Source organism: Dryocola mayonis (genome assembly GCF_051307045.1).
Taxonomy (GTDB): domain Bacteria; phylum Pseudomonadota; class Gammaproteobacteria; order Enterobacterales; family Enterobacteriaceae; genus Dryocola.
The window spans coordinates 2,612,981-2,639,356 of record NZ_CP150452.1 but is presented as its reverse complement, the minus strand read 5'-3'; the positions used below and the strand labels follow the sequence as shown (position 1 = coordinate 2,639,356).

General features: G+C 56.7%; 29 protein-coding genes and 2 pseudogenes. 8 read left to right on the top strand and 23 right to left on the bottom strand.

From position 1 onward, the window contains the following. The first annotated feature begins 142 nt into the window (after nt 1-142). Together WLO32_RS12815 and WLO32_RS12810 are read left to right on the top strand one after the other, a co-directional pair. Entirely contained in the window at nt 143-1,552 is a 1,410-nt protein-coding gene (locus tag WLO32_RS12815) for a DNA cytosine methyltransferase (protein ID WP_435945479.1), read from the top strand. Between the two features lie 12 nt (nt 1,553-1,564). Next, on the top strand, nt 1,565-2,065 hold the full coding sequence (locus tag WLO32_RS12810) for a very short patch repair endonuclease (protein WP_435945478.1): 501 nt from the start codon (nt 1,565-1,567) through the stop codon (nt 2,063-2,065). Here WLO32_RS12810 and yedA read toward each other — a convergent pair whose 3' ends face one another. Beyond that, nucleotides 2,066-2,983, bottom strand: coding sequence for a drug/metabolite exporter YedA (yedA, locus tag WLO32_RS12805; protein WP_435945477.1), 918 nt, complete (start codon nt 2,981-2,983; stop codon nt 2,066-2,068). Nucleotides 2,984-3,156: 173 nt separating this feature from the next. On the opposite strand from yedA, the gene WLO32_RS12800 reads away from it, so the two are divergent. The 3 genes from WLO32_RS12800 to dgcQ all read left to right on the top strand — a co-directional run bounded on the left by WLO32_RS12800 (nt 3,157) and on the right by dgcQ (nt 6,279). Further along, nucleotides 3,157-4,071 carry a DUF808 family protein gene (locus tag WLO32_RS12800; protein WP_435945476.1) on the top strand — a complete coding sequence of 305 codons (915 nt, stop codon included), beginning with the start codon at nt 3,157-3,159 and terminating at the stop codon, nt 4,069-4,071. Between the two features lie 92 nt (nt 4,072-4,163). Continuing rightward, nucleotides 4,164-4,343 carry a YodC family protein gene (locus tag WLO32_RS12795; protein ID WP_435945475.1) on the top strand — a complete coding sequence of 60 codons (180 nt, stop codon included), beginning with the start codon at nt 4,164-4,166 and terminating at the stop codon, nt 4,341-4,343. A gap of 259 nt (nt 4,344-4,602) precedes the next feature. After that, nucleotides 4,603-6,279 (top strand): cellulose biosynthesis regulator diguanylate cyclase DgcQ, encoded by a 1,677-nt coding sequence (dgcQ, locus tag WLO32_RS12790; protein WP_435945474.1) that lies wholly within the window; start codon nt 4,603-4,605, stop codon nt 6,277-6,279. Between the two features lie 6 nt (nt 6,280-6,285). On the opposite strand, the gene WLO32_RS12785 is transcribed toward dgcQ, so the two are convergent. Both WLO32_RS12785 and yodD read right to left on the bottom strand, forming a co-directional pair. Further along, nucleotides 6,286-7,101: a mannosyl-3-phosphoglycerate phosphatase-related protein gene (locus tag WLO32_RS12785; protein ID WP_435945473.1), complete on the bottom strand. Its 816-nt coding sequence runs from the start codon at nt 7,099-7,101 to the stop codon at nt 6,286-6,288. Nucleotides 7,102-7,383: 282 nt separating this feature from the next. Then, nucleotides 7,384-7,617 (bottom strand): YodD family peroxide/acid resistance protein, encoded by a 234-nt coding sequence (gene yodD, locus WLO32_RS12780; protein WP_435945472.1) that lies wholly within the window; start codon nt 7,615-7,617, stop codon nt 7,384-7,386. 133 nt (nt 7,618-7,750) lie between these two features. On the opposite strand from yodD, the gene dsrB reads away from it, so the two are divergent. Continuing rightward, nucleotides 7,751-7,942 (top strand): protein DsrB, encoded by a 192-nt coding sequence (gene dsrB, locus WLO32_RS12775; protein WP_435945471.1) that lies wholly within the window; start codon nt 7,751-7,753, stop codon nt 7,940-7,942. 113 nt (nt 7,943-8,055) lie between these two features. Here the strand turns inward: dsrB and rcsA are convergent, their stop codons facing one another. From rcsA to fliF, 14 genes and pseudogenes are all read right to left on the bottom strand, one after another. Beyond that, on the bottom strand, nt 8,056-8,679 hold the full coding sequence (rcsA, locus tag WLO32_RS12770; RefSeq protein ID WP_435945470.1) for a transcriptional regulator RcsA: 624 nt from the start codon (nt 8,677-8,679) through the stop codon (nt 8,056-8,058). A gap of 373 nt (nt 8,680-9,052) precedes the next feature. Beyond that, nucleotides 9,053-9,839 (bottom strand): annotated as a pseudogene (gene fliR, locus WLO32_RS12765) (flagellar biosynthetic protein FliR). Then, the gene (fliQ, locus tag WLO32_RS12760) at nt 9,836-10,105 is read right to left on the bottom strand and encodes a flagellar biosynthesis protein FliQ (RefSeq protein ID WP_435945469.1); all 270 of its coding nucleotides are present in this window, start codon (nt 10,103-10,105) and stop codon (nt 9,836-9,838) included. Before fliQ ends, fliR begins: the two are co-directional and overlap by 4 nt. Before the next feature lie 9 nt (nt 10,106-10,114). Beyond that, a complete protein-coding gene (fliP, locus tag WLO32_RS12755; RefSeq protein WP_435945468.1) occupies nt 10,115-10,864 on the bottom strand; it encodes a flagellar type III secretion system pore protein FliP in 750 nt (249 codons plus the stop codon). Further along, the gene (gene fliO, locus WLO32_RS12750) at nt 10,864-11,241 is read right to left on the bottom strand and encodes a flagellar biosynthetic protein FliO (RefSeq protein ID WP_435945467.1); all 378 of its coding nucleotides are present in this window, start codon (nt 11,239-11,241) and stop codon (nt 10,864-10,866) included. Before fliO ends, fliP begins: the two co-directional genes overlap by 1 nt. A gap of 4 nt (nt 11,242-11,245) precedes the next feature. After that, a complete protein-coding gene (fliN, locus tag WLO32_RS12745) occupies nt 11,246-11,656 on the bottom strand; it encodes a flagellar motor switch protein FliN (protein ID WP_435945466.1) in 411 nt (136 codons plus the stop codon). Continuing rightward, nucleotides 11,653-12,658 (bottom strand): annotated as a pseudogene (fliM, locus tag WLO32_RS12740) (flagellar motor switch protein FliM). The gene fliN and the pseudogene fliM overlap by 4 nt, the downstream one beginning before the upstream one ends. Before the next feature lie 3 nt (nt 12,659-12,661). Next, a complete protein-coding gene (gene fliL / locus WLO32_RS12735) occupies nt 12,662-13,129 on the bottom strand; it encodes a flagellar basal body-associated protein FliL (protein WP_435945465.1) in 468 nt (155 codons plus the stop codon). A gap of 125 nt (nt 13,130-13,254) precedes the next feature. Further along, nucleotides 13,255-14,589, bottom strand: coding sequence for a flagellar hook-length control protein FliK (locus WLO32_RS12730; protein WP_435945464.1), 1,335 nt, complete (start codon nt 14,587-14,589; stop codon nt 13,255-13,257). Beyond that, nucleotides 14,586-15,029: a flagellar export protein FliJ gene (gene fliJ, locus WLO32_RS12725; RefSeq protein WP_435945463.1), complete on the bottom strand. Its 444-nt coding sequence runs from the start codon at nt 15,027-15,029 to the stop codon at nt 14,586-14,588. The genes WLO32_RS12730 and fliJ overlap by 4 nt, the downstream gene beginning before the upstream one ends. 12 nt (nt 15,030-15,041) lie before the next feature. After that, complete coding sequence (gene fliI / locus WLO32_RS12720; RefSeq protein WP_435945462.1) at nt 15,042-16,400, bottom strand: flagellar protein export ATPase FliI; 1,359 nt, start codon at nt 16,398-16,400, stop codon at nt 15,042-15,044. After that, nucleotides 16,400-17,098, bottom strand: a complete 699-nt coding sequence (gene fliH, locus WLO32_RS12715; RefSeq protein WP_435945461.1) for a flagellar assembly protein FliH — start codon at nt 17,096-17,098, stop codon at nt 16,400-16,402. Before fliH ends, fliI begins: the two co-directional genes overlap by 1 nt. Next, nucleotides 17,091-18,083, bottom strand: a complete 993-nt coding sequence (fliG, locus tag WLO32_RS12710; protein ID WP_435945460.1) for a flagellar motor switch protein FliG — start codon at nt 18,081-18,083, stop codon at nt 17,091-17,093. The genes fliH and fliG overlap by 8 nt, the downstream gene beginning before the upstream one ends. Further along, nucleotides 18,080-19,774, bottom strand: coding sequence for a flagellar basal-body MS-ring/collar protein FliF (gene fliF / locus WLO32_RS12705; protein ID WP_435945459.1), 1,695 nt, complete (start codon nt 19,772-19,774; stop codon nt 18,080-18,082). The genes fliG and fliF overlap by 4 nt, the downstream gene beginning before the upstream one ends. Nucleotides 19,775-20,003: 229 nt before the next feature. Here fliF and fliE point away from each other — a divergent pair, with 229 nt between their 5' ends. Then, nucleotides 20,004-20,315: a flagellar hook-basal body complex protein FliE gene (gene fliE / locus WLO32_RS12700; protein ID WP_121269095.1), complete on the top strand. Its 312-nt coding sequence runs from the start codon at nt 20,004-20,006 to the stop codon at nt 20,313-20,315. Nucleotides 20,316-20,363: 48 nt separating this feature from the next. Here the strand turns inward: fliE and yedF are convergent, their stop codons facing one another. Both yedF and yedE read right to left on the bottom strand, forming a co-directional pair. After that, nucleotides 20,364-20,600, bottom strand: coding sequence for a sulfurtransferase-like selenium metabolism protein YedF (yedF, locus tag WLO32_RS12695; protein ID WP_435945458.1), 237 nt, complete (start codon nt 20,598-20,600; stop codon nt 20,364-20,366). Continuing rightward, on the bottom strand, nt 20,597-21,811 hold the full coding sequence (yedE, locus tag WLO32_RS12690; RefSeq protein ID WP_435945457.1) for a selenium metabolism membrane protein YedE/FdhT: 1,215 nt from the start codon (nt 21,809-21,811) through the stop codon (nt 20,597-20,599). Before yedE ends, yedF begins: the two co-directional genes overlap by 4 nt. Before the next feature lie 246 nt (nt 21,812-22,057). Between yedE and yedD the strand changes: the two genes are divergently transcribed. Further along, nucleotides 22,058-22,471 (top strand): lipoprotein YedD, encoded by a 414-nt coding sequence (yedD, locus tag WLO32_RS12685; protein ID WP_435945456.1) that lies wholly within the window; start codon nt 22,058-22,060, stop codon nt 22,469-22,471. 63 nt (nt 22,472-22,534) lie between these two features. On the opposite strand, the gene WLO32_RS12680 is transcribed toward yedD, so the two are convergent. The 4 genes from WLO32_RS12680 to fliS all read right to left on the bottom strand — a co-directional run bounded on the left by WLO32_RS12680 (nt 22,535) and on the right by fliS (nt 26,365). After that, nucleotides 22,535-23,863, bottom strand: a complete 1,329-nt coding sequence (locus WLO32_RS12680) for a cation:proton antiporter (RefSeq protein ID WP_435945455.1) — start codon at nt 23,861-23,863, stop codon at nt 22,535-22,537. 135 nt (nt 23,864-23,998) lie between these two features. Beyond that, nucleotides 23,999-25,486 carry an alpha-amylase gene (amyA, locus tag WLO32_RS12675; RefSeq protein WP_435945454.1) on the bottom strand — a complete coding sequence of 496 codons (1,488 nt, stop codon included), beginning with the start codon at nt 25,484-25,486 and terminating at the stop codon, nt 23,999-24,001. 94 nt (nt 25,487-25,580) lie between these two features. After that, the gene (gene fliT, locus WLO32_RS12670) at nt 25,581-25,955 is read right to left on the bottom strand and encodes a flagella biosynthesis regulatory protein FliT (RefSeq protein WP_435945453.1); all 375 of its coding nucleotides are present in this window, start codon (nt 25,953-25,955) and stop codon (nt 25,581-25,583) included. Continuing rightward, nucleotides 25,955-26,365: a flagellar export chaperone FliS gene (gene fliS, locus WLO32_RS12665; RefSeq protein WP_435945452.1), complete on the bottom strand. Its 411-nt coding sequence runs from the start codon at nt 26,363-26,365 to the stop codon at nt 25,955-25,957. Before fliS ends, fliT begins: the two co-directional genes overlap by 1 nt. Nucleotides 26,366-26,376 lie beyond the last annotated feature (11 nt).

Here is a 26,376-nt window from a genome sequence, read left to right as displayed (position 1 = left end):
CTTTAATCCAGCGTCAGTTTTGATTAAAAGGCTCGTAATTTTAATGCTTTGGAATACAGGCGTAACGTATACATAAGCAGATCGCTATGTTAGGGTTGAATCCGTGATTGATCATCACACATTCAACCCAGATGGAGCTAGCATGCAAGCGTTACAGCCGGTCATTGATGAACTTATTGAGCAGTCACGGAACGCAGATAAACACAGGCAAGAAGAGTTGTGCCTCCTGAAAAAGGTTCTCGAGATCTACGATCAAAAGGTGGTGGCAGAGGTACTCCGTGCCGTCAGCGGAAGTCCCTGGACGCGTGAAACCATCAATCGCTGGGTAAACGGCAAAATGACCAACAAACGGCTGGTCGATGTTGAAATCAAAATGCTAAAGAGCATGCTGCCTTCGCCGCCTGCCCACCACGCGCAATACGCGTTTCGCTTTATCGATCTGTTCGCCGGCATCGGCGGTATCCGCAGCGGATTTGAAGCGATTGGCGGGCAGTGCGTGTTTACCAGCGAGTGGAATAAACACGCGGTAAGAACCTACAAAGCCAACTGGTACTGCGACCCGCAGCAGCATCAGTTCAACGAAGATATTCGCGATATCACGCAAAGCCACCGCACGGATCTTAGCGATGAGGAAGCCGCGGCGCATATCCGGGCGACGCTGCCGGATCATGACGTTCTGCTGGCGGGCTTCCCTTGCCAGCCGTTTTCCCTGGCCGGCGTATCCAAAAAGAATGCGCTGGGCCGCGCCCACGGTTTTGCCTGTGAAACTCAGGGCACGCTGTTTTTCGACGTCGCCCGCATTATTGATGCCAAACGTCCGGCGATTTTTGTGCTGGAAAACGTCAAGAACCTCAAAAGCCATGATAAGGGCAATACCTTCCGCATCATTATGGAAACGCTTGATAGCCTGGGCTATGAGGTGGCCGATGCCGCCGCCGCGGGCGCAAACGATCCGAAAATCATCGACGGAAAGCATTTTTTACCCCAGCACCGCGAACGTATCGTGCTGGTGGGTTTCCGCCGCGATCTCAACCTGCATCAGGACTTCACGCTGCGGGCGCTAAATGCCTTATACCCGTCGCGCCGCCCAACCTTCGGCGAACTGCTTGAGCCCACGGTCGAGGCTAAATACGTCCTCACCCCGGTGCTGTGGAAATATCTTTATAACTACGCGAAGAAGCATCAGGCGAAAGGTAACGGCTTTGGCTATGGTCTGGTAGACCCGACCAATCCGGCGAGCGTGGCAAGAACGCTGTCGGCGCGCTATTACAAAGACGGCGCGGAGATCCTGATTGACCGCGGATGGGATAAAGCGCTTGGCGAGCTTGATTTCAACGATGCGGAAAACCAGCTGCGTCGCCCGCGTCGCTTAACGCCGCGAGAGTGCGCACGGCTGATGGGTTTTGAGGCGGTGCAGGGAAAAGCCTTCCGCATTCCGGTTTCTGATACCCAGGCTTACCGCCAGTTTGGTAACTCGGTTGTGGTGCCGGCCTTCGCCGCCGTTGCTAAGCTTCTGGAAGAGAAAATAAAACTGGCCGTGAAAAAGCGCTAAACGGAGGGAAAGATGGCCGATGTCCACAGCAAAGCAGTGCGCAGCAAAAATATGCGCGCGATTGCCACACGCGATACGGCCATTGAAAAGCGGCTGGCGGGCCTGCTGGCCGGGTGCGGTTTCGATTTTCGCGCTCAGGACAAGCAGCTTGCCGGCCGTCCCGATTTTATTATCGATAGCCATCGCTGCATCATCTTTACCCACGGCTGCTTCTGGCATCGCCACGGCTGCTATCTGTTTAAGGTTCCCGCCACGCGCACCGAATTCTGGCTGGAGAAAATCGGCAAGAACGTTGAGCGCGACCGGCGCGATATGCGTCGTTTGCTGGGGGAAGGCTGGCGCGTGCTGCTGGTGTGGGAATGCGCGCTAAGAGGGCGCCAAAAACTCAGCGACGAGGCGTTAGCGGAAAGGCTGGAAGAGTGGATTTGCAGCGGCGGCCACCATGCTGAGATCGATACGCTCGGCATTCACGAGCTCGGCGACGAAGGGTGGCAAACGCCACCCGCATGCTGACTATTTTTCTGGTTCACATACCGTTACTACCGGCTTTGGGGGCAGAAGATATTTCCCCAGCGTCACCAGCACGACGGCGAAAATAATCACCCCCAGCGCCAGCCATTCCACGGGGGAGAGGCTTTCGCCGGCGAATCCCGTGCCGAGAAGCACCGCCACCACAGGGTTTACGTAGGCGTAGCTGGTGGCCACCGCCGGTGCGACGTTGCGAATCAGGTACATGTAGGCGCTGATGGCGATAATCGAGCCGAAGAGCGCCAGATAGCCTACCGCCAGCAAACCTGCGGCTGTCGGCATCGCCGTCAGGCGTTCCCCTGACAGCGCGGCGGCGCAAAGCAGCACGAGGCCGGCAGCAAGCATTTCAATCGCACCGGCCATCAGGCCCTTTGGCAGCTCGATGCGCGAGCCGTAGACGGAACCAAATGCCCAGCTCAGCGAGCCTATCAGAATCAGACCCGCGCCCCAGGGATTGCCGCTCAGGTTGCCGCCGCTGTTAAGTAGGACGATGCCGCCCAGGCCAATGGCGATGCCCAGCCATTCCAGCTTGCGCGTGGGGATGCCGAACAGGCGGCTGAAGCACAGGGTAAACAGCGGCACGGTGGCGACCATCACCGCCGCGATGCCGGAGGGAACGTGCTGATGCTCCGCGACGGTCACAAATCCATTGCCCACGGCGAGCAGCAGCACGCCAATCAGCGCGGCATTCAGCATCGGCTTTATTGCCGGTAACTTATGGCCCCGCAGCAACAGCACGCTTAGCAAAAGCACACCCGCGCTCATAAAGCGCGCGCCTGCCATCATAAACGGCGGCCAGCTTTTTACCCCGATGGCGATAGCAAAATAAGTCGAGCCCCAGATGATATACAGCGCAAACAGCGCCGCTATCAGCGGTAATAGTTGACCTGAACGAACGCGCATACTTCCTCACGGCTTTTCTTTGACGAGCATAATAGTTAACGTCAAAACTATCAGCCTGGCGAGTATTTTACTTGTTATTGTCTTGTTAATTTTCGTTGACATATGACTTTGATTTTCGCGCGCCGGGTTTTGCTCCATACTAAAAAGCAAACCAACAAAAAAGGATGATGATTTTGGCCGGAAGTAGCTTACTAACGCTTCTTGATGATATCGCGACGCTGCTGGACGATATCTCGATGATGGGCAAGGTGGCGGCAAAAAAAACCGCTGGCGTACTCGGGGATGATCTCTCGCTCAACGCCCAACAGGTGTCGGGGGTTCGCGCCAACCGCGAGCTGCCGGTGGTATGGAGCGTGGCGAAAGGCTCTTTTCTTAATAAACTTATTCTGGTGCCGCTGGCGCTGGTGATCAGCGCTTTTGCGCCCTGGGCGATAACGCCGCTGTTAATGGTGGGCGGAGCGTTTTTATGCTTTGAAGGCGTAGAGAAGGTGGTGCACAGTTTTCAGGCGCGCAAACACAAAGAGACGCCGGAGGAAAAGAAAGCGCGTCTTGATGCGGTGAGGGCGCAGGATCCGATGGTTTATGAAAAGGATAAGGTCAAAGGCGCTATACGCACCGATTTTATTCTCTCTGCCGAAATCGTCGCTATTACGCTCGGTATCGTCGCCGATGCGCCCTTGCTCAACCAGGTGCTGATATTAGCCGGCATTGCGATTCTGGTTACCGTGGGCGTATATGGCCTGGTGGGCATGATCGTCAAGCTGGACGATTTGGGCTACTGGCTTGCGGATAAAGGCTCGAAGATAGCGCAGGGGCTGGGTAAGGCGCTGCTGGTGCTTGCGCCGTGGCTGATGAAGTTTCTCTCCGTCGTCGGCACGCTGGCGATGTTTCTTGTCGGCGGCGGGATTCTGGTCCACGGCATTCCCGCCTTACACCACGCGATTGAAAACTGGACCGCAAAGGCGGGCGGGGTGGTGCATCTGCTCGCGCCGACGCTGGTCAACGTGGTGCTCGGCTTTATCGTCGGGGCGTTAGTTTTAGCGGCGGTAAACGGCATAAACCATCTGCGCGGCAGGGCTGCCCACTAAGAATTTGCATAAATTTGCGCCGCAAGCTGGGCAAAAATGCTGCTTTTTGACTATAACTGTAAAAGTTTTCACCCCTGATACAGGAGGCAGTTATGGTCTATGTGGTCAGCGATGAAGTCCAGCCTAAAAATGGTGGCCCAAGGATGATCGTTACCGGGTTTTCCAGCGGTATGGTGGAGTGTCGCTGGTATGACGGATATGGCGTAAAACGCGAGGCCTTCCGCGAGGATGACCTGGCGCCTACGGCGATGAGGGAGCAGACGCAAGGATAACGGCAGAAATACCCGGCCCCCGTGCGCCGGGTATTTTTTTGCCTGCGGCCGACTGATTCTTTTCCGTAGTCCGGCCAGGCGGTTAAGGCCTGTGCGAATTCAGCGGCGTCCTCATAAAAATCCCGCTTTAAAACCCGCCTTAAGACTTTTCCTGGGTGTCAGCCTGTTAATTTATGCATAATACCCGGCTGGTGCCGGGGGATAAAAATCTCCGGCCACTGAGTTTTCCAAATTAAGCTGCAGTCAGGGAGCGTGGTGCGTGACAGGGAATGCGATACAGAGGGTCATCAGCCGCTTCAGAAGACCTCAGAGAGTCGTTAACCTCTGTTTTATCATCGTGTTTATTTTCTCAACCATGCTGACCTGGCGGGAAGTGGTGGTGCTTGAGAACGCCTACGTCGCCAACCAGCGAAACAGCCTTTATAACGTCACTACCGCGCTGGACAGGCAGCTGCAGTACAACATCGATAACCTGCTGTTCTATCGCAATACCATGCATTACGCGCTCCAGTCGCCCATTTCTACCGATAAGTCGCGCAGGGCGCTGGCCGCCTTCGAAAACAGCCGCACGCAGCCGTTCTGGCAGCTGCGCCTTGATACCAGCCGCAGCCTGCCGATCAGCGGCGTTTCCGATGAGTTCGTGAACGGCAATGCCCTGCTTGGCCGTCATGAAGAGAGGATGCACGGTGAGCTGGAGGCGGCGCTGGAATTTAGCTACATCATGCAGCATTCCGACCGCACAAGGGATCTGCAACGCCATATTTTCTATGCTTCCAGGGCCGGTTTTTTCCTGGCCAACACGCCGCCGAACAACGATCCGCAAATCATTTCCCTCTATTCCCGGCTGGTGACCCAACCCTATTTTTCTTCCCAGTCGCCGCTTAATAATCCCGGCCGCCGGCTGCAATGGACGCACGCCTGCGACCCGAATACGGAAAACGGGCAAATCATTACGGCCTCCGTTCCGCTTGACGATAACAATCATTGGTATGGCGTACTGGCGATGGACTTCCCCATTGAATCGATGAATAAATTTTTAAGCGAGGCGCGCCATAGCGAACGGGAAGGCACCGTCCTGCTGGTCGACAAGCACTTCACGCTTATCGCCAGCTCGGACGATAAACCGCCTCGTCAGGCCCTGTTTACGCAAGCGCAGCAGGCTGAAATAGCCATGCATATGGACAACGCGAAGCGGGGCGACGAGGGCGAGCTGCGTATGGACAGCCGTTTTATCACCTGGTCGAAACTCAATAATTTCGACGGCCTGCTGATTAAGGTCCATACGCTTGAAGAGAGCATGCGGGGCGAGTTTGGCCGCATCAGCATCGTGCTGAGCATCTTATGGCTGCTGTTTACCCTGATGCTGGCCGCTTCCTGGCTGGTCATCCGCCGGCTGGTGAGCAATATGCTTAAGCTCCAGCGCAAGCTGAGCTGGCGCGCCGATTACGACACGCTGACCAATTTATACAGCCGCGGTGCGTTTTTTGATATCGCCCATCGTCTGGCTGCCCGGTGTGAGCAACAGGCGCGGCCTTTTGCGGTTATCCAGATGGATCTCGACTTCTTTAAAAGCGTTAATGACCGTTTTGGCCACCACGGCGGCGATAAGGTGCTGGCCCATGCGGCGGCGATTCTAGCGGGCTCCCTGCGAGCGGAAGATGTGGCCGGACGCGTGGGGGGCGAGGAGTTTTGCGTTGTGCTTCCGGGAGCCACGCTTGATGAGGCAGCGCAGATAGCCGAGCGCATAAGAGCGCGCATAAGCAGCAAGGAGCTGCTGCTAAAGCAGGGCAATACGGTGAAAATCAGCGCTTCCTTTGGGGTGAGCTGCGCTGAGGAATTGCGCGACTATAATTTCGAGCGCCTGCAATCCTGCGCCGACCAGCGGCTGTACAAAGCCAAGCAGGCCGGGCGCAATCAGGTTTGTATCCGTCACTAGCCCGCGTTATTCGGCCGGAATAAAATGATCCAGCCCTTCCTTCCAGCCCTGCGGACCATAGTTGAGGCTATGGTAAACCCGCGCGGGGTTGTCACTGCGTAAAATAACGGGTTCGCGGCTGTAGCCTTTTACCACCACCGCGTAATCAACGTTATCAAGCAGCACCGCATCGTTCGGGCCATCGCCCAGGCCTATGGTGATATAGTTTTTCCCCGTGTTGCGCTGGTATTGCTGATACAGCCAGCGCAGCGCCTGGCCTTTGTCGCTCTGCACGCCTGAAACGTGCCAGAACAGGCCGTCCTGAGCCAGCAGCAAACCCTGCTGCGCTACGACGTCGGCAAAAGCGCTGAACCTCTCCGGCGAATCCCGCCAGATAAAGGCTTCCGATGCTTCCCTGAGCCGCGCCAGAACCGCCTGTCGGTGCGTTAACCCGGTCCATTCAATAAGCGTTTTTTCATCCACGTCCGCAAAGCAGGTAAATTTAAAGCCGTGCTGCTCCCGCAGATTGTTCAGCAAAGGCATTAACTCATCGTGGCTGATGCCCGCGATGCGCCGCGGAAAGCCGTCGCTGTCGCTCCAGCGCTCGTCGAGCTGTATCACCGCGCCGTTTTCAGCGATAAAAGGCTGCCCGATGATGCCTAATTCTTTTTGCCACTCAATAGTCTCGGCGGCGCTTTTGCTGCTGCACAGCACCACGGGGACGTCGTGCTGTTTAAAGACGCCCAGCCAGCCGCTCGCAGCTTCCCAACGGTAGGTGTGGTGGTCCAGCAGGGTACCGTCAAGATCGGTGACAATAAGGAGCGAGTCGTGCAGATGTGGCATTGGGTTTCCTCGTTAGGATTACTCTCAATTAATTATCAAGCTTATCGCTTCGGTATAATGGGATCGTTACCGCAAGGCTTGTTCCATCGGGGATTGATGAAGGAATTATGTGGTGAATGTGTGGAATGGTAATCATTCATGTAAGAAATATATCCTTGTTTTACAAAAAATTTGCAGTAAGGTGAATAGCGACATCAGATTTCCTGATGTAGCGAATTTCAAATGCTTCTTGCATGAATAATGCTTTTACATCCCGGCTCCCCGGCCGGGATGCTTTTTCCTTTATCTGTTCACTTCACTGACGCTGAAATCGTGGATATCCAGTTCAAAGGCTTCCGCAAGCTCGGTATAGCTATGCCATGTCCGGCCATCGACGCTGACCCGCTGCGGATTTTCCTCGCTATCTGCGCGCCTTACTTCACTCTCGCTGATTTCGTTGATCGCCGCCAGCAGGGCATCAACGTCGATGTTGACCTCGCGATGCGCCGTTTCGCTGAACTCTTTTGCGGTCTTCATGTCATCTCCTCCTGCAGCTTGCCAGCCTTAAGTATAGACGCCTTGCCAAAATGCTTCGCAAAGGGCGCATGCGTCATGCGAATGAGACGTTTTTGATCTACACTGGGCACAAAGAATCTGGGAGGATTTTGTGATGAATATCAACGATCGCGTAACCGTAAAGACCGATGGCGGTCCTCGCCGTGCGGGTGTAGTGCTGGCCGTAGAGCAGTTTAGCGAGGGCACCATGTATCTGGTTTCCCTTGAGGATTATCCGCTGGGTATCTGGTTCTTTAACGAGACGGGGCATCCCGACGGAATTTTTGTCGAGCAGATGGAACAGTAGCCACCAGGCCCGCACGGATCGCCCTCACGCCGGTCTTCTCCACTGATGCTGGAGAATACCGAGGGCATCCTGGCTGTTCTTTGAATAAGAGTAGGGCAGAAGCAGGTTAAAAATTAACGCAGGTTAACAAAAATCCCGTTGGTGACATTATCCGTCAGGCGCACGACATGATATATCACCTGTTTATTATGCGTTTTTATTTTGCGTTTGATATTACCCTTGTGCGATGACACGGTTTTGGCTTTGATGTTCATTTGGTCGGATATCTGAATCGTCCCCTGGCCTGACATCCACATTTTCAACATGCTCGATTCGGTACGGCTTAATGACAGCGTGGGTAAATTAATATGCCCGATGCATTGCGCATTTTTTGCTAAATACTCTTCGAGAATTTCGTCTAGCGACTCCGGCTTGATGGATTTCGAACTGATAAGCAGGTTATTTCGCACCAGCAGATATTCATCGAAATGGATATTAGCAATCGCCATGAAAACCAAAAACAGCGTGCCGGGATGCTGATTAATGATCTGCTTTATGCGCTGACTGCTTTGCGGGTCGTGAATAAAGCAGTCTTCATTAATAAACACCACGCTGGGCGCCTGCGACTGGCACGCCTGCGCCAGCTCTTCTACGTCTGAAACGTCGGTAATCTGCCGTTTTCTAATCCCGCGGCTAGCCAGATAGCCGGTTAGCCCCAGCCGGGTATAACTGCATAAGTCCATAATAATCGTTGACATAGCAAACCCTCACTAAGTGTATTATCTGTTCAGCAACGATATCAGTTGGCCGCTTTGTTAGCGCCTCCCCATTACGAAACTATCCCTGCCAGCACTTCCGGACATCCCCTCCATTCAAGCAGCATGGCGGGGGAAAATGCTTGCCAGCCATTGGCTTGAGCTGCAGTTAACTGACCATACGGAAGTATTTTCAGGCGGGATTACTATCCCGTAAAGTTATGTATAATTTGCCAGGAAAGTTCTCAAAGTAAAGTAAATGTTGTGAACTGTGAGATAAGTAAAAACATATATCCCGCGTCGGAGTTATCCTGGTAGATGTTATTTGAAATGCATTTTAGGAATAACCTCAGAGAGGCATTATAAAGGCTGGGGGTTAATTGGCGGGAATTTCGCTCACTATATCCGCCAGCAGGTCAAATATTTCACTAAATAGGTGTTCGGCAAAAGGCGCGACCAGCGGCATCAGCGCGGCCATAACCAGCATGCCAATAGAGAGCGTGACCGGAAAACCAATCACAAATACGGAAAGCTGCGGCGCCATGCGGTTTAACAAGCCGAGCGCGATATTAAGCGTCAGCAGCAGGGTGACTAAAGGCAGGGCAAGCATAAGCCCGTTGAGGAAAATCAGTCCGCCTGCGCGGGTCAGCGCCATAAATGCGTTACTGTTAACGGGATCGCCGCCGATGGGCAGGGTATGGAAAGTGTCCACCAGCATCGAAATCAGCCACAGATGCCCGTTAAACGTCAGGAACAGCAGCATCGCCAGCATATCCATAAAGCGCGCCAGCACCGGCATATTCAGGTGGCTGCCGGGGTCGAAGAAGGTGGCGAAAGAGAGGGCCCATTTGCAGGCCGATAATCTCACCGGCGGTACGAATCGCGGCGAAGGCGAACTGCATGGTAAAGCCCAGCATAATGCCGATTAATATTTGCTGCGCCGCAAGCCAGAAGCCCGAGGGGGAGAAAATAGTCACGCCGCTCATGGGAAGCGTAGGGGCCACAATCCAGGTGATCATCAGCGCAAGGCCGATTTTTACCTTTTTGGAGATGGAACGCTCGCTAAGAATAGGGGCGGTACTGATAAGCGCCATAATGCGCAAAAAGGGCCAGAAGCCCATGCTCAGTAAATTCAGCCACTGGTCGCTATCGACGTGGATCATCCAATCATCGTCGGCAAATTGGTGAACAGCGTGCGCATATAGTCAAGCAGCAGATTAAGCATCCACGGCCCTGCCACAATCATGGTGACGAAGACGGCGAGGATCTTCGGAATGAACGACAGCGTCATTTCGTTAATCTGCGTCGCCGCCTGCAGCATGGAGATAATCAGGCCGGTTACCAGCGCAACCAGCAGCAGCGGTGCCGCGAGCGCCAGGGCAACTTTCATTGCCTCGGTGCCCATCATCATGACCGATTCAGGCGTCATCTTATTACCTTAACTGTAGAAGCTTTGCGCAAGGGAGCCCACCAGCAGCTGCCAGCCGTCAACCAGCACGAAGAGCATAAGCTTGAAGGGCAGGGCGATGGTCGCAGGCGGTACCATCATCATCCCCAGCGCCATCAGCACGCTGGCGACGACGAGGTCGATAATCAGAAACGGAATAAACACCGTAAAGCCAATCTGGAAAGCCGTTTTCAGCTCGCTGGTGACGTAGGCCGGCAGCAGAATACGCATGGGCACCGCTTCCGGCCCCTCTATCGCAGGCGTATTTGCCAGACGAGCAAACAGGCCCAGATCCGCTTCGCGCGTCTGGCGCAGCATAAACTCGCGCAGCGGCTGGGCGCCTTTATCGATAGCTTCCGGCATCTCAATTTTGTTTTCACTAAACGGCTGGTAGGCGTCGGTATAAATCTTGTCGAATACCGGCGACATAATAAAAAAGGTCAGAAACAGCGCCAGGCCGACCATCACCTGGTTTGGCGGGGCAGAAGGCGTGCCCAGCGCGTTTCGCAGCAGGCCGAATACGATGATGATGCGCGTAAAGCTGGTCATCATCAGTAAAATCGCGGGCAGGAAGGTCAGCGAGGTAATAAACACCAGCGTCTGAACCGGCAGCGACCAGCTCTGGCCGCCGTTCGGCATCGGCTGGCTTACCAGCCCCGGCAGCTGCGCCAGCGCCTGCGGGGTAACGAACAGCAGGCTGACCAGCAGGCCCATTAACGAGAAGGAGAGAAAACGTTTCATCAGGCTTTCCCGTTACGTTTAAGCAGGTTTTTCATCAGGTTCTGGAAATCCGCCTGTTCGGCAGGCTGAGGAGCAGCTTCCGCCGGCGCGGGCGGAAGAGTGTGTAAATGCGCGATCTGCGTGGCGGTAACGCCCAGCACCAGGCGGGCGTCATCCACATCGACAATCACAACGCGCTCGCGCGGGCCAAGGCTGCAGCTGGCGCTGACCTTAAGTCCCTTTGCGGAGCCGGTTTTGCCGGCGAGGCCAAAGCGTTTAGCCAGCCATGCCGCCAGCAGGATAAACAAAATAATCGCCGTTAAGGCTCCGCTCACCTGCACTAAAGGCGAGCCGGAACTGACGGCGGGTTGCTGCTGGACGGTGGTCTGGGTTTTCATGCTGTTAACGGCTCAGGCGACGCATACGTTCCGACGGCGTGATGATATCGGTGATGCGCACGCCGTATTTATCGGCCACGACCACGACCTCGCCCTGGGCTATCAGATAGCCGTTGATCAGAATATCCAGCGGCTCGCCGGCCAGGCCGTCAAGGGCCACCACGGAACCCTGCGACAGGCGCAGCAGCTCTTTAATGGTCATGCGGGTGCGACCTAACTCCACGGTCAGCTTGACCGGGATATCCATAATCAGGTCGATATCCTGCATCGAGCCTACGATATCGTTGTTTTCCAGCGCGCGGAACACGCTGTCGGCGGAGCTCTTGCCGGAGCCTTTTTGTTCGTTCAACGCATCAGCCCACAGATCGTCCACGGAGCCTGCATTGTCGTCGGACGGTTGATTAATATCACTCATTTGGGCTGTTCCTCATTCAGCGAATTCAGTATCGGGTTGATCAAGTGTTCGACGCGCAGGGCGTACTGGCCGTTTAGCGTGCCGTATTGACTGGTCAGCACCGGTACGCCGTCGACGTGTGCGAGAATGCGATCCGGCTTGTCGACTGGCAGCACGTCGCCAGGTTTTAGTTTCAGTATTTGTGACAGCCTGAGCGGGATATCGGCGAAGTTCGCCACCAGCTCCAGCTCGGAATGTTGCACCTGGCGCACCAGCGTGTCGCGCCAGCTTTGGTCTTCCTGCCGGGAGTTTTCCAGCGGCGGGTTCACCAGCAGCTCGCGCAGCGGCTCAATCATGCTAAACGGCAGACAGATATTGAATTCGCCGGTCAGGTTGCCGATTTCGACATGGAAAGGCGTATTCACCACGATGTCGTTTGGCGAGGTGGTGATATTGGTGAATTTCACCTGCATTTCGGAACGCACATACTCCACGTCAAGCGGATAAATGGCTTTCCATGCGTCGCTGTAAGCTTCAAGCGCCAGCTTAAGCATGCGGTTAATAACGCGCTGCTCGGTATGGGTAAACTCGCGCCCTTCAACCTTGGTTGGGAAGCGGGCCGTCGCCGCCAAACAGGTTATCTACCGCAATAAACACAAGGCTTGGCGAAAAGACGAACAGGCCGGTGCCGCGCAGCGGTTTAAGATGCATCAGGTTGAGGTTGGTCGGCACCGGAAGGTTGCGCGCAAACTCATGATAAGGCTGGATGCGAATCGCGCCGACGGTAATATCCGGGCTGCGGCGCAGCAGGTTAAACAGCCCCATCCGGAACTGACGGGCAAAGCGTTCATTGATAATTTCCAGCGCCTGCAGGCGTTCGCGCACCACGCGGCGCTGGGTATTAGGATCGTAGGGGCGAATGTCGGTTTCACTCGCCGCCCCGGCTTTCGGTTCGTCGCTGCTCTCGGCGTCGCCGTTTAACAGCGCATCAATTTCGGCCTGTGAAAGAATGCTGTCGGCCATGATTTACCGCAAAATAAAGGCGGTATACAGCACGTCGCTGACTACCTGTTGAGGTTGACCGGCAACCAGAGGCGGCGCCAGCGTGTTTTTAATCGCTTCTACCAGCTTCTGCTTGCCTTCGTCTGTCGCAAGGGCCGCGGCATCCTGACGGGAAAACAGCAGCAGCAGGCGGCTGCGCACTTCCGGCAGGAATTCGCTCAGGCGCTGACGAGTCGCATCGTCTTTCAGGCGCAGCGTAATGCCGACGTACAGCACGCGATCCGCGTCGCCAAGATTGACGGTAAAGGTATCCAGCGCGAAAAAGACCGGCGCAGGCGGCGGCTCTGGTTTGTCAGCCTGGGTGGCGGTGGGCTGCTGCTGCATCCGCCAGTAGCTGTAACCTGCGGTAGCGCACGCGGCGAGGGTTATCAGGACCAGTAACGGCATCCAGATGGAGCGCTTGCGGCCTTTGGTCTGAGCTATGTCGGTCATATCACGCTTTATTCCTGTATCGGTACTGCTTTATGGGGCGATTATCCCGCGTTGCCCGACTATCAAAGCCTGGAAAACACGGGATATTTGTTGTTACCTCTGCCGTTTACACCTTGTTGCAATTATCAGGCGAAAATGTCCACGGCGTTATTCCCCGAGGCGAGGCGCTGCACGCTGGCAGGAACGGCGAGGGGCTCAGCCTCGCCGGCCGGGGAAGGGAAGCTGCCCGCTGAGCGTGATGAAGGCTGCTGCTGCTGGCCCGACTGCTGCTGTTGCTGGGCAAAACTTTCGCTGCTGATGCTGCTCTGGCCGAGCTGAATGCCGCTTTCTGCAAGGGCGGTGCGCAACGCGGGCAGCGTCGCTTCCAGCGCGGCGCGCACGTGGCTGTGCGGCGAGGTCATCTGCAGCTGGGCCTGGTTATCCTCAAGCCGGAGGCTTATCTGGATTTGTCCCAGATCCTCAGGATGCAGGCGCAGCTCGGCGCTTTGCTGACCCTGGCGGGTAAACAGCGTCACGTGCTGGCTGACCGCCTGTTGCCACTCCTGGCTTCCCAGTTGGGCGCTAATCTGCGGGGCAACCGGCGTTGCGACATGCGTGCTTAGCGGCGTGCTGACGGTGGCGCTGCTGATGGTCGGCGTACTGACCGTCGGCGTGACGTTATTGCTGACCGCGTTGTCGCGGCCGTCTTTATCAAGGGTTACCACCGGGGACGCATTGTTATCTGCGGCCTGATTTGCTGTTGCCCCAACGGGTTTAGCGCCAAAGGCGGTATCGGTTGTCTGGGCCTTGTCTGCGGCTTTCTGGCTACTGTCGGCGCGGCCAGCGGGAGATTTTTGCTGCGCTCCGCCGCCCGCCAGCAGCGTGCTTAAGGATGAGGTTTCATCGCTATCTTTCCCGGCCGACGCGGTCAGGGCCGTTGCAGGCGTTGCGGTATTCTGCTGCGGCAGCATGGCGAAGAGCGCGCTCAGCGCCTGCATATCCGCGGTGCTCAGATTATGCGTGGCCTCTTTCTCTGCGTCAGCCTGCGCGGTTTTATCCGCGCCGGTAGCTCTCCCAATATTTGCCAGCAGGGCGGAAAGGGCCGCGGGTTTATCCGCGTCCAGCTTGTTAAACAGGTCCGCGAGCTTGGTTTTGCCGGCGCTGGTGTCCTGCGCACTGAGATCCTGGCCTGCGGTTTTGCCCAGCGCGGCGCTGATATCCTGCGCATTGAGCTCCTGGCCTGCGGCTTTGCCCAGCGCGGCGCTGATATCCTGCGCATTAAGATCCTGGCCCGCGACTTTAGCCAGCGCCGCGTCGAGCAGCTGCGTTTTACCGTCTTCAACGGCTGGCTCGCCTGATATCGCCTTGCTGAATAAATTCTGGAACTCTTCGCTCAGACCGTTTTCACCCGCGCCAGGCGCTGCGCCGGCCTGGCCGCTGTCAATATCGGGCGTGGTGTTTACCAGAGGTAGTTTGATCATTCGCCTTTCCTCATTGATGCCCGCTGGGCGTATTCATCCATCTGTTTCTGATCGAGCCGGTTTTCCGCCAGCAGGGTTTCGGCGGCTTTACGCTCCCGCAGGGTTTGCCAGGCCTGCAGCCTTTTTTGTTTTTCCTGCCAGCAGCTCAGGGCCTGATCGACTTTGTTAGTCCATTTGCTCAGCTGCTGGCGGTGCTGATCGATGGCCTTTTCGAGCGTCTGGATAAACTGCTGATAGTTTTGCCAGCGCGTGCTCGCAATGCCCTGGCTCATGCTGTTGTTCAGGTTAGTGCTGTACTCAAACTGGTAGTTAATCAGCATATTGAGCTGCTCTTCCGCCTGCTGGAATCCTTTGCGCATTTCGCCTAAACGTAAGGCCGCGTTCTCCACCTCTTTCTCGGCGAGATCGTGCAAAGTGTCGAGTGCTGTGCTTTGGCTCATGGTTACCTCTCATCAAGCCGTCGGGAAGATAAGCTCTAGCGCCGAGCAGGCATCTTCCCAGCCGCTGCGTTCAAAAATTCCCTGCTGCAAAAAGGCTTCCAGATGCGGCCAGAGCGCAATGGCTTTGTCGAGCATCGGGTCGCTGCCTTTGGCATAGGCGCCAACGCTCACCAGATCGCGGTTACGCTGGAAGCTGGACAGCAGCTGTTTGAAATTGCGCACCCGCGCATAGTGCTGGTCGCTGATCAGCGCCGTCATGGCGCGGCTAATGGATGCCTCGATATCGATCGCCGGATAGTGCCCCGCCTCGGCGAGACGACGGGAGAGAACAATGTGTCCGTCAAGAATGGCGCGAGCGGAATCCGCGATGGGATCCTGCTGATCGTCCCCTTCGGTCAGCACGGTATAAAACGCGGTGATCGAGCCGCCGCCGTGGATACCGTTGCCGGCGCGCTCCACCAGAGCGGGCAGCTTGGCGAAAACGGAAGGCGGATAGCCTTTGGTGGCCGGCGGCTCGCCGATCGCCAGCGCGATTTCACGCTGCGCCATGGCGTAGCGGGTCAGAGAGTCCATAATCAGCAGCACGTGCTGGCCGCGGTCGCGGAAATCCTCGGCGATGCGCGTGGCATAAGCCGCGCCCTGCATTCGCAGCAGCGGGGAAACATCCGCGGGAGCGGCAATCACCACCGAGCGCGCCCGGCCTTCGGGGCCGAGAATGTTCTCGATAAAATCTTTTACCTCGCGGCCGCGCTCGCCAATCAGCCCGACGACAATCACGTCGGCCTGGGTGTAGCGGGCCATCATGCCCAGCAGCACGCTTTTACCGACGCCGGAGCCTGCAAACAGGCCCATACGCTGCCCGCGTCCGACGGTGAGCAGGGCATTGATTGGCCGCACGCCGACATCAAGGACATGCTCGATAGGGGTGCGCTGTAACGGGTTAAAAGGAGCGGCGCCCAGCGCGCCGAACGTGGTGCTTTCCGGCGCGGGCAGGCTGTCCAGAGGGCGGCCGCTGCCGTCCAGCACGCGCCCCAGCAAAGCCGGGCCGAGCGGCAGCTGTTTGCCGCTGTGTAATCCGTCCTCGCTTGACGAACGCGCGTAAACGCGCGCGCCGGGCAAAATGCCTTCCACTTCCTCAAGCGGCATTAAAAACAGCTTGTGGCCGTTAAAGCCCACGACTTCGGCTTCCACTTCACGGGTGTGCTGCTCGATGATGCAGGTGGCGCCGAGGGGAAGCTGTAAGCCCGTCGCCTCCAGCACCAGACCCGTTGCGCGAGTCAGGCGGCCGTAGCGGCGCACGCCGGGCAATTTCGCCATGCGCTCTTCAAAACTGTCCAGCGAGTTAAGCCAGCGCGTTAGCCGGGCGGTCATCACAGCACTCCCGGAGCCGCAAGGCGGCAGAGTTCCTGCCAGCGGGTGGCGACGCTGGCGTCCAGATCGCCCTCATCGGCGGAGACTTTGCAGCCGCCCTGGTGCAGGCCCGGATCGCCGCGTAAACGCCAGCCGTGCAGGCTTAAGGTGGCGCCCAGCATCTCTTCCACGCGCTGTAAATCATCCGGGTGGACGCGCAGCTGCGGTTTGCCGCTAAACAAGGGCTCCTGCTGCAGCAGCCCCTGAATTTGTTTAATCAGCGCCGAGTTATCAATGCCCTGCGTATGGCCGATGACCTGGCGCGCCGCCTCCAGCGCCATTTGCATCAGGCGCGAAGCGATAACGCTATCCAGGGCATCAAGCGTGTGCTGAAACTCGCTGACCAGCTGCTGCATGCGGGCATGCACCGGAGCCTGCTGCTGTTTGGCCTCGTTGACGCCCTGTTCCATTCCCTGCTGAAAACCGGCTTTACGGCCTTCTTCAACGCCTGCCGAGTATCCGGCCGCATAGCCTTCTTTATGACCCAGCTCATGCGCCTGCATCTGCATCATCGCCAGGGTTTGCTGTAAATCCGGCTCGCTTTCTGCCGGGGGCTCTTGTGCGGAAATCTCCTGCGGCATCAGGCTTTCAAACGCCGGGCTGGAGGCCGGCATCAAATCGTCCGGCGTCCAGATTTTCCATGGCAGCTGGTTAGACATAGGTGTCCTCGCTGGTGCCAATCACCATCTCGCCGGTTTCGGCCAGACGACGCACGATAAGCAGGATGGCTTTCTGTTCGTTCTCCACCTGCGACAGGCGAACCGGGCCGCGGTTGGAGAGATCGTCGCGCAGGATATCGGCCGCACGCTGCGACATATTGCGCAGGAACTTCTCGCGCAGCGGCTGTTCTGCGCCTTTGAGGGCAACGAGCAGCGATTCGGACTCCACTTCCTGCAGCAGGCGCTGGATGCTGCGGTCGTCCACTTCCACCAGGTTTTCGAACAGGAACATCTCGTCGATAATTTTCTGCGCCAGCTCGCCGTCGAAGGCGCGAACCGCGGTGATAACCGCCTCTTCCTGCTGCGTTTTCATCAGGTTGATGATTTCGGCCGCCGTTCTCACGCCGCCCATTTTGCTGCGCTTGAGGTTCTGACCGTCGAGCAGGTTGTTTAACACCTCGGTCAGCTCTGCCAGCGCCGCCGGCTGCACGCCGCCGAAGGTGGCGATACGCAGCATCACGTCGTTGCGCAGACGCTCGTCGAACAGCGCCAGAATGTCGGCTGCCTGACCGCGTTTGAGGTGCACAAGAATGGTGGCGATAATCTGCGGATGCTCGTCGCGGATAAGATCCGCCGCGCTCTGCGGCTCCATAAAGTTGAGCGTTTCCATGCCCGAGGTGGTTTCGCGCGTTTCGAGAATATCTTCCAGCAGGCTTGAGGCGCGCTCTTCGCCCAGCGCTTTGATCAGCACCGAACGCAGATAATCGTTGGCGTTGATGCTCAGCGCGGCGAACTGTTCGGCTTCCTGCTCAAACTCGGCCAGCACGTCGGTCAGCTGCTTGTTGGAGATCTGGCGGATGTTCGCCATCGCCGCACTTACGTGCTGCACTTCTCGCGGGCTGAGGTGCTTAAACACCTCAGCGGCGCGGTCTTCGCCAATAGTCATCAACAGGATGGCGCTCTTTTCGGTGCCGGTAATACTCATAGTTCGTTACTCATCCATTGGCGGATAACCAGCGCAACGACGCGCGGATCGTTATCAGACATTTCGCGGATACGCTGGCTCATCACTTCGGCGCTCAGGCGCTGGTTGGCTTTACGCTGCTGCTGCTGTTCGTCTTTGCTCAGGCGAACAGACACGGCTTCATCTTCTTCTTCGCGCTGGCGTACGGCTTCGGTCTGGGCCTTCTGGATTTCAGCCTTGCGCTGCAGCTGCGGGCGAATAGCCTTGCGCCACAGCAGCCAGGCGACAATCAGCACCACTAACCAACGGCCCGCGGACAGCAGCAGATCGAAGAACGACTGCTGTTGCCAGAACGGCAGCTCGCCGCCGGTTTCCTCGCTTGCGGTAAACGGCGAGTTGACCACGTTGAGCGTATCGCCGCGTTTTTCCGAATAACCCATCGCTTCGCGCGTCAGGTCTTCGATTTGCTTGAGCTGATCGTTCGTCAACGGCAGCGGCTTGCCGTCGGCCAGCTGGCGGTAATTCACCACCACCGCAACGGACAGGCGCTGAATATCGCCAGTGTTGAGTTTGGTATGGCGTATGGTGCGGTCTACTTCGTAGTTGGTCGTCTCGTCGCGCTGGGTATTGCTGGAGCCCGTTTGCGCAGAGGTCGAGGTGGACTGGGTCTGTCCGGCGCTGGCAGCCTGTCCGTTGGCCGGGTTTTGCTGCGCAGGCGTAGTAATAGGCGCGTTGTTCGGCGGCGCAGGCTGGTTAGACAGCGCGCCCGGCACGCCGCCCGGATTGCGGCCGTTAACCTGCTCGCTCTGATTCAGCTGGCGCGAGCGGATCGCCGCCTGGGCCGGATCGGCATTCGGACGATACTGCTCTTCGGTTTGTTCTTTATTGGCAAAATCGATCTGCGCGGTAACCTGGGCGTGAACGTTGCCGTTGCCGACGATTGGGCCAAGGATGGATTCGATACGGCGCTGGTAGCGGCTTTCCACGTCAGCGGAATATTTTAATTGGGCGTCATTCAAATCACGGCCGGCGGTATTGGACTGGGTCAGCAAATGGCCGCCCTGATCCACAAGCGTAACGTTGCCCGGCGGCAGGCCGGCGACGGCGCTGGAAACCATATGCACCACGGCGCTGATCTGCCCTTCGTCCAGCGCGCGTCCTGGCTGCAGGCTCAGCGTAACGGAGGCGGAAGGGGACTTTTGTTCACGAACAAATAAAGAAGGTTTTGGCATGGCGAGGTGAACGCGAGCGCTTTTCACCGGGCCGAGCGTTTCAATGGTGCGGGCCAGTTCGCCTTCCAGCGCGCGCTGGTAGTTCACCTGCTCGCTAAACTGGCTGATGCCAAACTTTTCCTGATCTAACAGCTCAAAGCCTACCGCGCCGCCTTTGGGCAGGCCTTGCTGGGCGAGGCGCAGGCGCAGGTCATAAACTTTATCCGCCGGGACTTCGATCGCGCTGCCGTTGTCGGAGTAGCGATAAGGGATATTCATCTGGGTCAGCTGGGTGACAATCGCCCCCCCGTCCTGATCGGCCAGGTTGCTGTACAGCACTTTATAGTCAGGCTGTTTGGCCCATAAGGTCAGCGCCACAATGATGGCGATAGCCGCCGCGCCCGCGACGATTAAGGGGATTTTAGGATTTGCGCGCAGGCGCGTGAGCCATTCCTGGGTTTTGTTCGGCGGTGTTTGCGCCGGGGCCGCTGCTGCAGTCATTGCGCACCCCGCGGCTTAGCGTAGAGAGAATAATTCGTATAAACAGTGGACAAAACGAGCTCCCGGGTCGACAAACACGACAAAAGTTCCAGATAGATGGCGCAGTCATTATTTTCTTTTCAGGAATTTTCGATGGTCGAATTAGCTCTATTTTTTACGTCTATTTAACGCCTTTGTCCTATTGACAAGGTGATAATCTTGCCGCGTTTAATAAAACTGGGGCAGGAAAATGGCAATTCAGGGGATTGAAGGGGTTATTCAGCAGCTACAGGCTACCGCGCTCTCCGCGGGCAGCCAGGTGCAAAACAGCGATCCAAAGGTGAGCTTTGCGGGTGAACTGCAGGCGGCGTTGGGCCGCATCAGCGATACGCAGAACGCAGCGCGCACCCAGGCGGAAAAATTTGCCCTCGGCACGCCGGGCGTGGCGCTAAACGATGTGATGGTCGATCTGCAAAAATCCTCCGTTTCATTGCAGATGGGGATTCAGGTGCGTAACAAGCTGGTCTCTGCCTATTCCGAAATCATGAACATGCAGGTGTAGTCCCGCCGGTAAGCGGCAGAAAGAAGATGAGGGGTTTCCCCCTCACCGCTATCGCTGAATTAAATAACGAATCGTCGGGCCGTCCTGCTGGATATCCAGCACGGTATAGCCATGGTTTCGCGCATCCAGCGGGATGTTGTTGATGGACTGCGGGCAGTCGCTGACCACCTCAAGAATCTGCCCCTTTTTTAGCTGCGGCATGGCTTCAAGCGTGGCGACCGCCGGGTAAGGGCAGGGCTCCCCGACCATATCCAGGCGAAAATCCGGTACGATATTCTGGCTCATAGGTTCCCCTCAAGGCTCTGAACCGCGGTGATATTTTTGCGGCGGAAGAAGCGTTTCTCCCAGCCAACCATCAGTAAAAATGCCGCCAGCAGCATCAGATAGGTTACCAGCAGGCCGCCCAGCGGGCCGAAGGTATTTAACAAATTTACTTTATCCCAGCGGGTGGCGAGGGCAGGAGAGAGCGCGTCCCAGTAGTAGGCAAGGATAGTGGAGCCGATAACGTTACCCAGCCCGACCCACCAGTAATGCACCTGGCCTTCAACGGCGCGGTACATCCAGCCCGTCTCGCAGCCGCCCGCCAGCACGATGCCGAAGCCGAACAGCAGGCCGCCCAATACCGCATTCGGTCCCGCCCACATGATTTTTGCCTCTACGCCGAGCTGCACATAGCTGAAGATGCCGATGGCGCTGACCGCCATGCCGAGAATAATAGCCTTCGCCATGTGCGTGCGGCCGGTTATCCACATATCGCGAAACGCGGAGGTAAAGCAGATTTGCGCGCGTTCGATAAGCAGGCCGAAGCCTACGCCAAACAGCATCGCCAGCCCCAGTTTGGGCTGGTTCATCGCGGTCAGCGCGCCCCAGCCAATCATGCCGATAAACACCAGCATGCCGATGCGAAAACGGCGCTTCGCCTGATTGGGCTTCTGGGTTAATGGCGAAGCGGCAGAGACTTTCTGCAGCTTAACGGGAATGCGGAAGATGGGCAGCAGCGTGAAGCGCGCGCCAAACCATGAGCCTAACGCCGTCGCCAGCGCGAAGAACCAGGCGTGCAGCGAGAACTGCGGAATGCCGGTAAAGAATGCCGCCAGGTTGCAGCCCATCGCCAGCCGCGCGCCGAACCCGGCGATAATCCCGCCGGCTACCGCCTGAATGATACGGATGCGGTGCTGCGGCAGGCGCAGCTTAACGTTATTGGCCCACAGCGCCGCCGCAAAGCAGCCGCCGAACATGCCGATGATCATCATGCCGTCGATGCGCGTAAGCGGGCTGCCGTCCAGATGAATGAGCTTGAAATAGCCCCACTCTTCGGCATGCACGCCCATAAGCTGCAGCAGCTGCCCGCCCCAACGGGTAAATTCCCCCGTCACGGCCCAGAAGGTGCCGGTAATGCCGAAATAGTAGGTGGAAAGGATGCCGGCTGCGATAACCGCAGGCATCGGCGCCCAGAATTTGATCAGGTACTGCTGTTTGAAATGTTGCCAGGACATAGGCCGCCTCTGAACTCAGAAGGAGGTGAAAGAAGGCGGGTATTAAATCATTTTTCTCCTCCCGTCCAAACGTCCGGGCGCGCACATCGTGAAAACTTGCTTCTTTTTATGATTCTGGTCAAACGGACGGGCAGAGGGCTTAGCCATAACGAGGTACATCCGCCGCGGTTACTGTTTCCTTTGCAACACTGGCGGGCTAAATGCTTTAATGCCAAAATTATTTTTTCTCCGCAGTCAGGACAGACGATGAAGAAGGTTGCAGTTTTAGCGGCGCTGCTGGCCCTTAGTGGGTGCGTGCAGGTCGATGATTACCGGGAAGTGGTGAAGGCGCCGGCGCCGGCCGGGCTTGCAGGTTACTGGCAGTCTGAAGGGCCGCAAAGCGAGATGGTGAGTCCGGAAGCGATCGCCACGCTGGTGGTCACGCCCGCAGGGGATACTCTGGATTGCCGTCAGTGGCAGCGCGTTATTGCCCTGCCGGGCAAGCTGATGCTGCGCTCTGACTCGCTGTATAACGTTACGGCAAAACGCGAGATCTACGATGTAGAACGTGAAGGCGAGACGCTGGAGTACGCCGGCATGACGCTTAAACGGGTGGATCGTCCGACCCAGGAATGCGCTGATTACCTCGAAAAAAATCCGCTTCCAACCCCGCTTCGCTAGCTTTATGTTTCCCCTGAGCCGGATATACCGCGCAGGGGAATATCTCCACAGTTTTCCCGCAGCCTACTGCATCTTTTTGCGCCGTAACGCCATCAGCGGATTAACGGAAATACCGTGCACTATCACGCTTGCCACGACCAGGGTCAGCGCGCAGTCCATCATATAGTTAGCCTCGTCGCCGCGCATGCCGTGCATCCAGGCAAAGGCGATATAGTTCAGGCTCCCGATGCCGCGTATACCCAGCCAGCTGATAGCGACGCGCTGGTGCGCGGGCGTCGAAATGCCCCAGGTTACCGCGTACACCGCCAGCGGACGAATAATCACAAACAGCAGCGCCGCCATCAAAAGCCCATCCGGCTGCCAGTGCTGGGCAAGGGTGATGCCGAGGATAATGATCAGCGTGGCGGCAAAAATACGCTCGACGGTGTCGCCAAAAGAAAGGGCGTCGCCAATCACCAGGCCCATTGATTTTACCCGGGTCGTTTCGGCAAACTCATGCCTTTGATGAGGGTTGACCATGATTTCGGCCGGCAGCGCCGCACCGTCTTTCTCCTCGCTTTCGTCCGGGAAATGGCGCTGAACGTTAATTTCCGCCCGTCTCAGGCCAACCCCTGCGGCAAAGGCGGCGAGGAAGCCTGAGGCGCCAAGCGAAAGGGCGATGGCGTAGCTAAGGGCTATCAGCGACAGGGCAATAAAATCGCTTGAGGCAAACTCGCGCTGGGTATAGCGAAAATGGGTCGCCATCAGCCCGACGGCGTGCCCCAGCATATATCCAATACCGACCCCGGCTATCAGCGCCCATATCACTTCTATCGTAAACCAGTGGCCGAGCTCCGTTGCGGTTATGCCGTCGCCGCTGTTAGACAGCATCAGCGCCAGCGCAAGCAGGGGCAGGGCGGTGCCGTCATTCAGCCCGGCCTCGGTTGAAAGCGACAGGCGCAGGCTGTCGTCGTCACGGGCATCGTTAATGGCTATCAGGCTGGCCAGCACCGGGTCGGTTGGGGCGATGATGGCCGCGAAGGCCAGCGCGATGGGCCAGCTCATTCCCAGCAGGTAATGCGCGGCCAGCATAATACCGCCGACGGTCAGCAGCATGGCGGGACCCGCCAGAAGCGCCCCCATTTTCCAGCCTGCCGATTTAAAAGGCATGCGGATTTTCAGGCCGGTCATAAAGAGCGAGGCCGCCATCGCCACTTCGGAAACGTGGGCGATGATGGTGGAATATCTGACGATATCAATGTGCAGCAGGTTCAGAACCCACGGGCCGCAGACGATGCCGACCAGCAGGTAGAGCCCGAAAAGAGGAACGACGCTGCGGCTGATCCAGCCATAGCTTAGGGACATCAATAACAGCAAAGCGCCAGACGCGGCGGTCCAGGTCACAAAATTCATCTACAGGTTTCTCGTTAAATTCATTTTTCAGCCGCAAAAAGGCCTGATACATGAATTTAAGCTTAGAGTAAATTTTGCGGCTTCGTAGGGTACAGCGAAATTGTCCTCTCTGGCGGGAGAGGACGGTAAATACTCTCAGAGCACCTCTTCCATCACCCACACGCTCACGCTTCCGCCGTTGCAGGTAAAGGTTGCGCTGCCGTTTTCATCGGTAGCGATGGTTTCTTCCCGGTTGCCCAGGTAGTCCCGCCAGCTTTTATTGCCGTAGTTTTCCCCAAGCTCAATGGTTTTTTCGCCCTCATCGCCGTTTGACAGCACCACCACGCAGCCGGGGTCTTCATCGGTACCGCTGCGGCTGAACGCAATGCAGTTAGGGTGATCGAAAAACAGCGTTTGCACGCCGTGGGCGAAGCGCTGGCGGGCGTGAATCAGATCGTCGAGTTGTTCAACTACCGGCATATCAATGTGATAGGTTTCGCCGTCGCCGCCTTCGTCGTCGTAGCTTGCGCCGAACAGATCGGGATAAAACACGGACGGAACGCCGTTTTCACGCAGTAAAATTAACGCGTAGGCGAGGGGTTTGAACCATGACTCTACCGGGGCTTCCAGCGATTGCAGCGGCTGGGTATCGTGGTTGGCGACCAGCGTCATCGCGTGGAAAGGATCGGCCTCCACCAGCGTGCCGGTGAAGATCTGGCTCATGTCGTAATCGCGGCCCTGCCGTGAGGCCTGGTGGAATTTCATCTGCAGCGGCGCGTCGAACAGCAGGGTTTTGCCGTCAACCTGAGCGATGTATTCCTGCAGCTTATCGACCTCGTGCGACCAGTATTCGGCGACGATAAACAGCGGTTCTTCAGCCACTTCCTGCACGTGCTCTATCCATTCCTTATAGAACCACGCGGGGATATGCTTGACGGCGTCCAGGCGAAAACCGTTGCAGCCGGTTTCTGCCATAATCCAGCGCGCCCAGTATTTTATCTCCTCCGCCACGGAGAGGTTGCGGAAGTCGATATTTTCACCCATCAGGTAATCGAAATTACCCAGTTCGTTATCCACCTGATCGTTCCAGCCCTCGCCGGTGTAGTCATTAATGATTTTAAAAATGCCGTCTTCGGTGGGGTTTTCGATATGGTCTATGCCGCTAAAGCATTTGTAGTCCCAGATAAAGCGGGAGTATTTGCCGTCGCGGACGGGGAAGGTATAGCGGGTCCAGGCTTCGCACTCGATAACTTCGTCATCGATTTCATTGCGGTTTTCTTCATTAACGCGGTTAACGCGAATTTTTTCTTTCTCATCCGCGCCCATTTTGTGGTTCACCACCACGTCCAGTAATACGGCGATGTCGTTTTGCTGCAGGGCGTTAATAGCCTTAAGAAGCTGCGCCTTGTCGCCGTATTTGGTGGCGACGCCGCCTTTTTGATCGAACTCCCCAAGATCAAACAGATCGTAAACGTCATAGCCTACGGAGTATCCGCCGGAGCTGCCTTTATAGGCAGGAGGCAGCCAAACCATATTGATGCCGATTTCATTGAGATTGGGAGCCAATGCTTCAACTTCAGGCCAGAGCGCGCCGCCGCCGGGATAGTACCAATGAAAGCATTGCAACAAAGTCGGATTACGCATATTCAAGCTCCATGAAACAAGGATCTCAATTATGGATGATATGCCTGAAAATGCCTGGTGCGAAAAAGATCCTTCTTTGCCGCACCTCAATGAATCACGGGATAATATCCAGATTGTCCTGCGGCGCCAGGATTTGTCCTCCCTGTTTGCCATAGGCGCTTAGCACCGATTGCTGTATGGAGGATTGCCCCACAAGCTTTGCAAGTTCATCCATACGCCTTTGCAGCAAAAGCTTTACTTCGCTTTCATTGTCCAGAATGGCGCGGAGCATCGGGCGGAGCTGCTCCTGCATATGCATTGAGGGCTTGCTGTCGCGCATGAATTCAGTCAGTTCATGCACCGCATTAACGTAATCCATTTCACTGGCGATCAATTCATCCCATAGTCCTGCACGGGCGTTTTGCAGCATCACCTTACTTTGCTCTAATAACTGCTGATAGAGGGTATACAGTTGCGGTGCATGGTTCATTAGACTACGTCCTGAATCCGGTTAGGCATCTGAGCGACGTCTTTCCAGGCATCGGCAATGTTTCTCAGCAGGTTCTCGACCTCTTCGATCGCGCTGACATCATTACGTAAGTTGGCCTGAAGAAGGCGTCGCACCATATAAGCGTAAAGTGCGAACAGATTCTGCGTCAGCTCATCGCTGCTTGTTTCATCGATCCCAACTTTAAGGCCGTTTTCGATAATATTTATGGCTTTGGACAGGGAAAGGCCTTTCCCTTCCAGGTTGCCATCCTGCAAAAAAAGACGGGCGCGTACTAACGCGCTGAGCGCGCCATCAAACAACATGGTGACCAGCTGCTGTTGGCTGGCGCTCATGACCGCGCTTTCGATCCCGATTTTTGCATAGGCCTGGGTGCCTTTTGCGCCGTACATGTCTTCTCCTG

What these genes read in the sequence shown, in the direction of transcription:
- fliS (WP_435945452.1), bottom strand. Translation starts at nt 26,365, where the DNA reads ATGTACGGCGCAAAAGGCACCCAGGCCTATGCAAAAATCGGGATCGAA.
- fliT (WP_435945453.1), bottom strand. Translation starts at nt 25,955, where the DNA reads ATGAACCATGCACCGCAACTGTATACCCTCTATCAGCAGTTATTAGAG.
- rcsA (WP_435945470.1), bottom strand. Translation starts at nt 8,679, where the DNA reads ATGTCAACGATTATTATGGACTTATGCAGTTATACCCGGCTGGGGCTA.
- fliF (WP_435945459.1), bottom strand. Translation starts at nt 19,774, where the DNA reads ATGACTGCAGCAGCGGCCCCGGCGCAAACACCGCCGAACAAAACCCAG.
- WLO32_RS12730 (WP_435945464.1), bottom strand. Translation starts at nt 14,589, where the DNA reads ATGATCAAACTACCTCTGGTAAACACCACGCCCGATATTGACAGCGGC.
- dsrB (WP_435945471.1), top strand. Translation starts at nt 7,751, where the DNA reads ATGAATATCAACGATCGCGTAACCGTAAAGACCGATGGCGGTCCTCGC.
- fliG (WP_435945460.1), bottom strand. Translation starts at nt 18,083, where the DNA reads ATGAGTATTACCGGCACCGAAAAGAGCGCCATCCTGTTGATGACTATT.
- WLO32_RS12810 (WP_435945478.1), top strand. Translation starts at nt 1,565, where the DNA reads ATGGCCGATGTCCACAGCAAAGCAGTGCGCAGCAAAAATATGCGCGCG.
- yedE (WP_435945457.1), bottom strand. Translation starts at nt 21,811, where the DNA reads ATGTCCTGGCAACATTTCAAACAGCAGTACCTGATCAAATTCTGGGCG.
- amyA (WP_435945454.1), bottom strand. Translation starts at nt 25,486, where the DNA reads ATGCGTAATCCGACTTTGTTGCAATGCTTTCATTGGTACTATCCCGGC.
- fliL (WP_435945465.1), bottom strand. Translation starts at nt 13,129, where the DNA reads ATGACCGACATAGCTCAGACCAAAGGCCGCAAGCGCTCCATCTGGATG.
- yedD (WP_435945456.1), top strand. Translation starts at nt 22,058, where the DNA reads ATGAAGAAGGTTGCAGTTTTAGCGGCGCTGCTGGCCCTTAGTGGGTGC.
- yedA (WP_435945477.1), bottom strand. Translation starts at nt 2,983, where the DNA reads ATGCGCGTTCGTTCAGGTCAACTATTACCGCTGATAGCGGCGCTGTTT.
- WLO32_RS12815 (WP_435945479.1), top strand. Translation starts at nt 143, where the DNA reads ATGCAAGCGTTACAGCCGGTCATTGATGAACTTATTGAGCAGTCACGG.
- fliI (WP_435945462.1), bottom strand. Translation starts at nt 16,400, where the DNA reads ATGACCGCCCGGCTAACGCGCTGGCTTAACTCGCTGGACAGTTTTGAA.
- fliP (WP_435945468.1), bottom strand. Translation starts at nt 10,864, where the DNA reads ATGAAACGTTTTCTCTCCTTCTCGTTAATGGGCCTGCTGGTCAGCCTG.
- yodD (WP_435945472.1), bottom strand. Translation starts at nt 7,617, where the DNA reads ATGAAGACCGCAAAAGAGTTCAGCGAAACGGCGCATCGCGAGGTCAAC.
- fliH (WP_435945461.1), bottom strand. Translation starts at nt 17,098, where the DNA reads ATGTCTAACCAGCTGCCATGGAAAATCTGGACGCCGGACGATTTGATG.
- fliJ (WP_435945463.1), bottom strand. Translation starts at nt 15,029, where the DNA reads ATGAGCCAAAGCACAGCACTCGACACTTTGCACGATCTCGCCGAGAAA.
- WLO32_RS12680 (WP_435945455.1), bottom strand. Translation starts at nt 23,863, where the DNA reads ATGAATTTTGTGACCTGGACCGCCGCGTCTGGCGCTTTGCTGTTATTG.
- fliN (WP_435945466.1), bottom strand. Translation starts at nt 11,656, where the DNA reads ATGAGTGATATTAATCAACCGTCCGACGACAATGCAGGCTCCGTGGAC.
- WLO32_RS12795 (WP_435945475.1), top strand. Translation starts at nt 4,164, where the DNA reads ATGGTCTATGTGGTCAGCGATGAAGTCCAGCCTAAAAATGGTGGCCCA.
- yedF (WP_435945458.1), bottom strand. Translation starts at nt 20,600, where the DNA reads ATGAGCCAGAATATCGTACCGGATTTTCGCCTGGATATGGTCGGGGAG.
- fliQ (WP_435945469.1), bottom strand. Translation starts at nt 10,105, where the DNA reads ATGACGCCTGAATCGGTCATGATGATGGGCACCGAGGCAATGAAAGTT.
- fliO (WP_435945467.1), bottom strand. Translation starts at nt 11,241, where the DNA reads ATGAAAACCCAGACCACCGTCCAGCAGCAACCCGCCGTCAGTTCCGGC.
- fliE (WP_121269095.1), top strand. Translation starts at nt 20,004, where the DNA reads ATGGCAATTCAGGGGATTGAAGGGGTTATTCAGCAGCTACAGGCTACC.
- WLO32_RS12785 (WP_435945473.1), bottom strand. Translation starts at nt 7,101, where the DNA reads ATGCCACATCTGCACGACTCGCTCCTTATTGTCACCGATCTTGACGGT.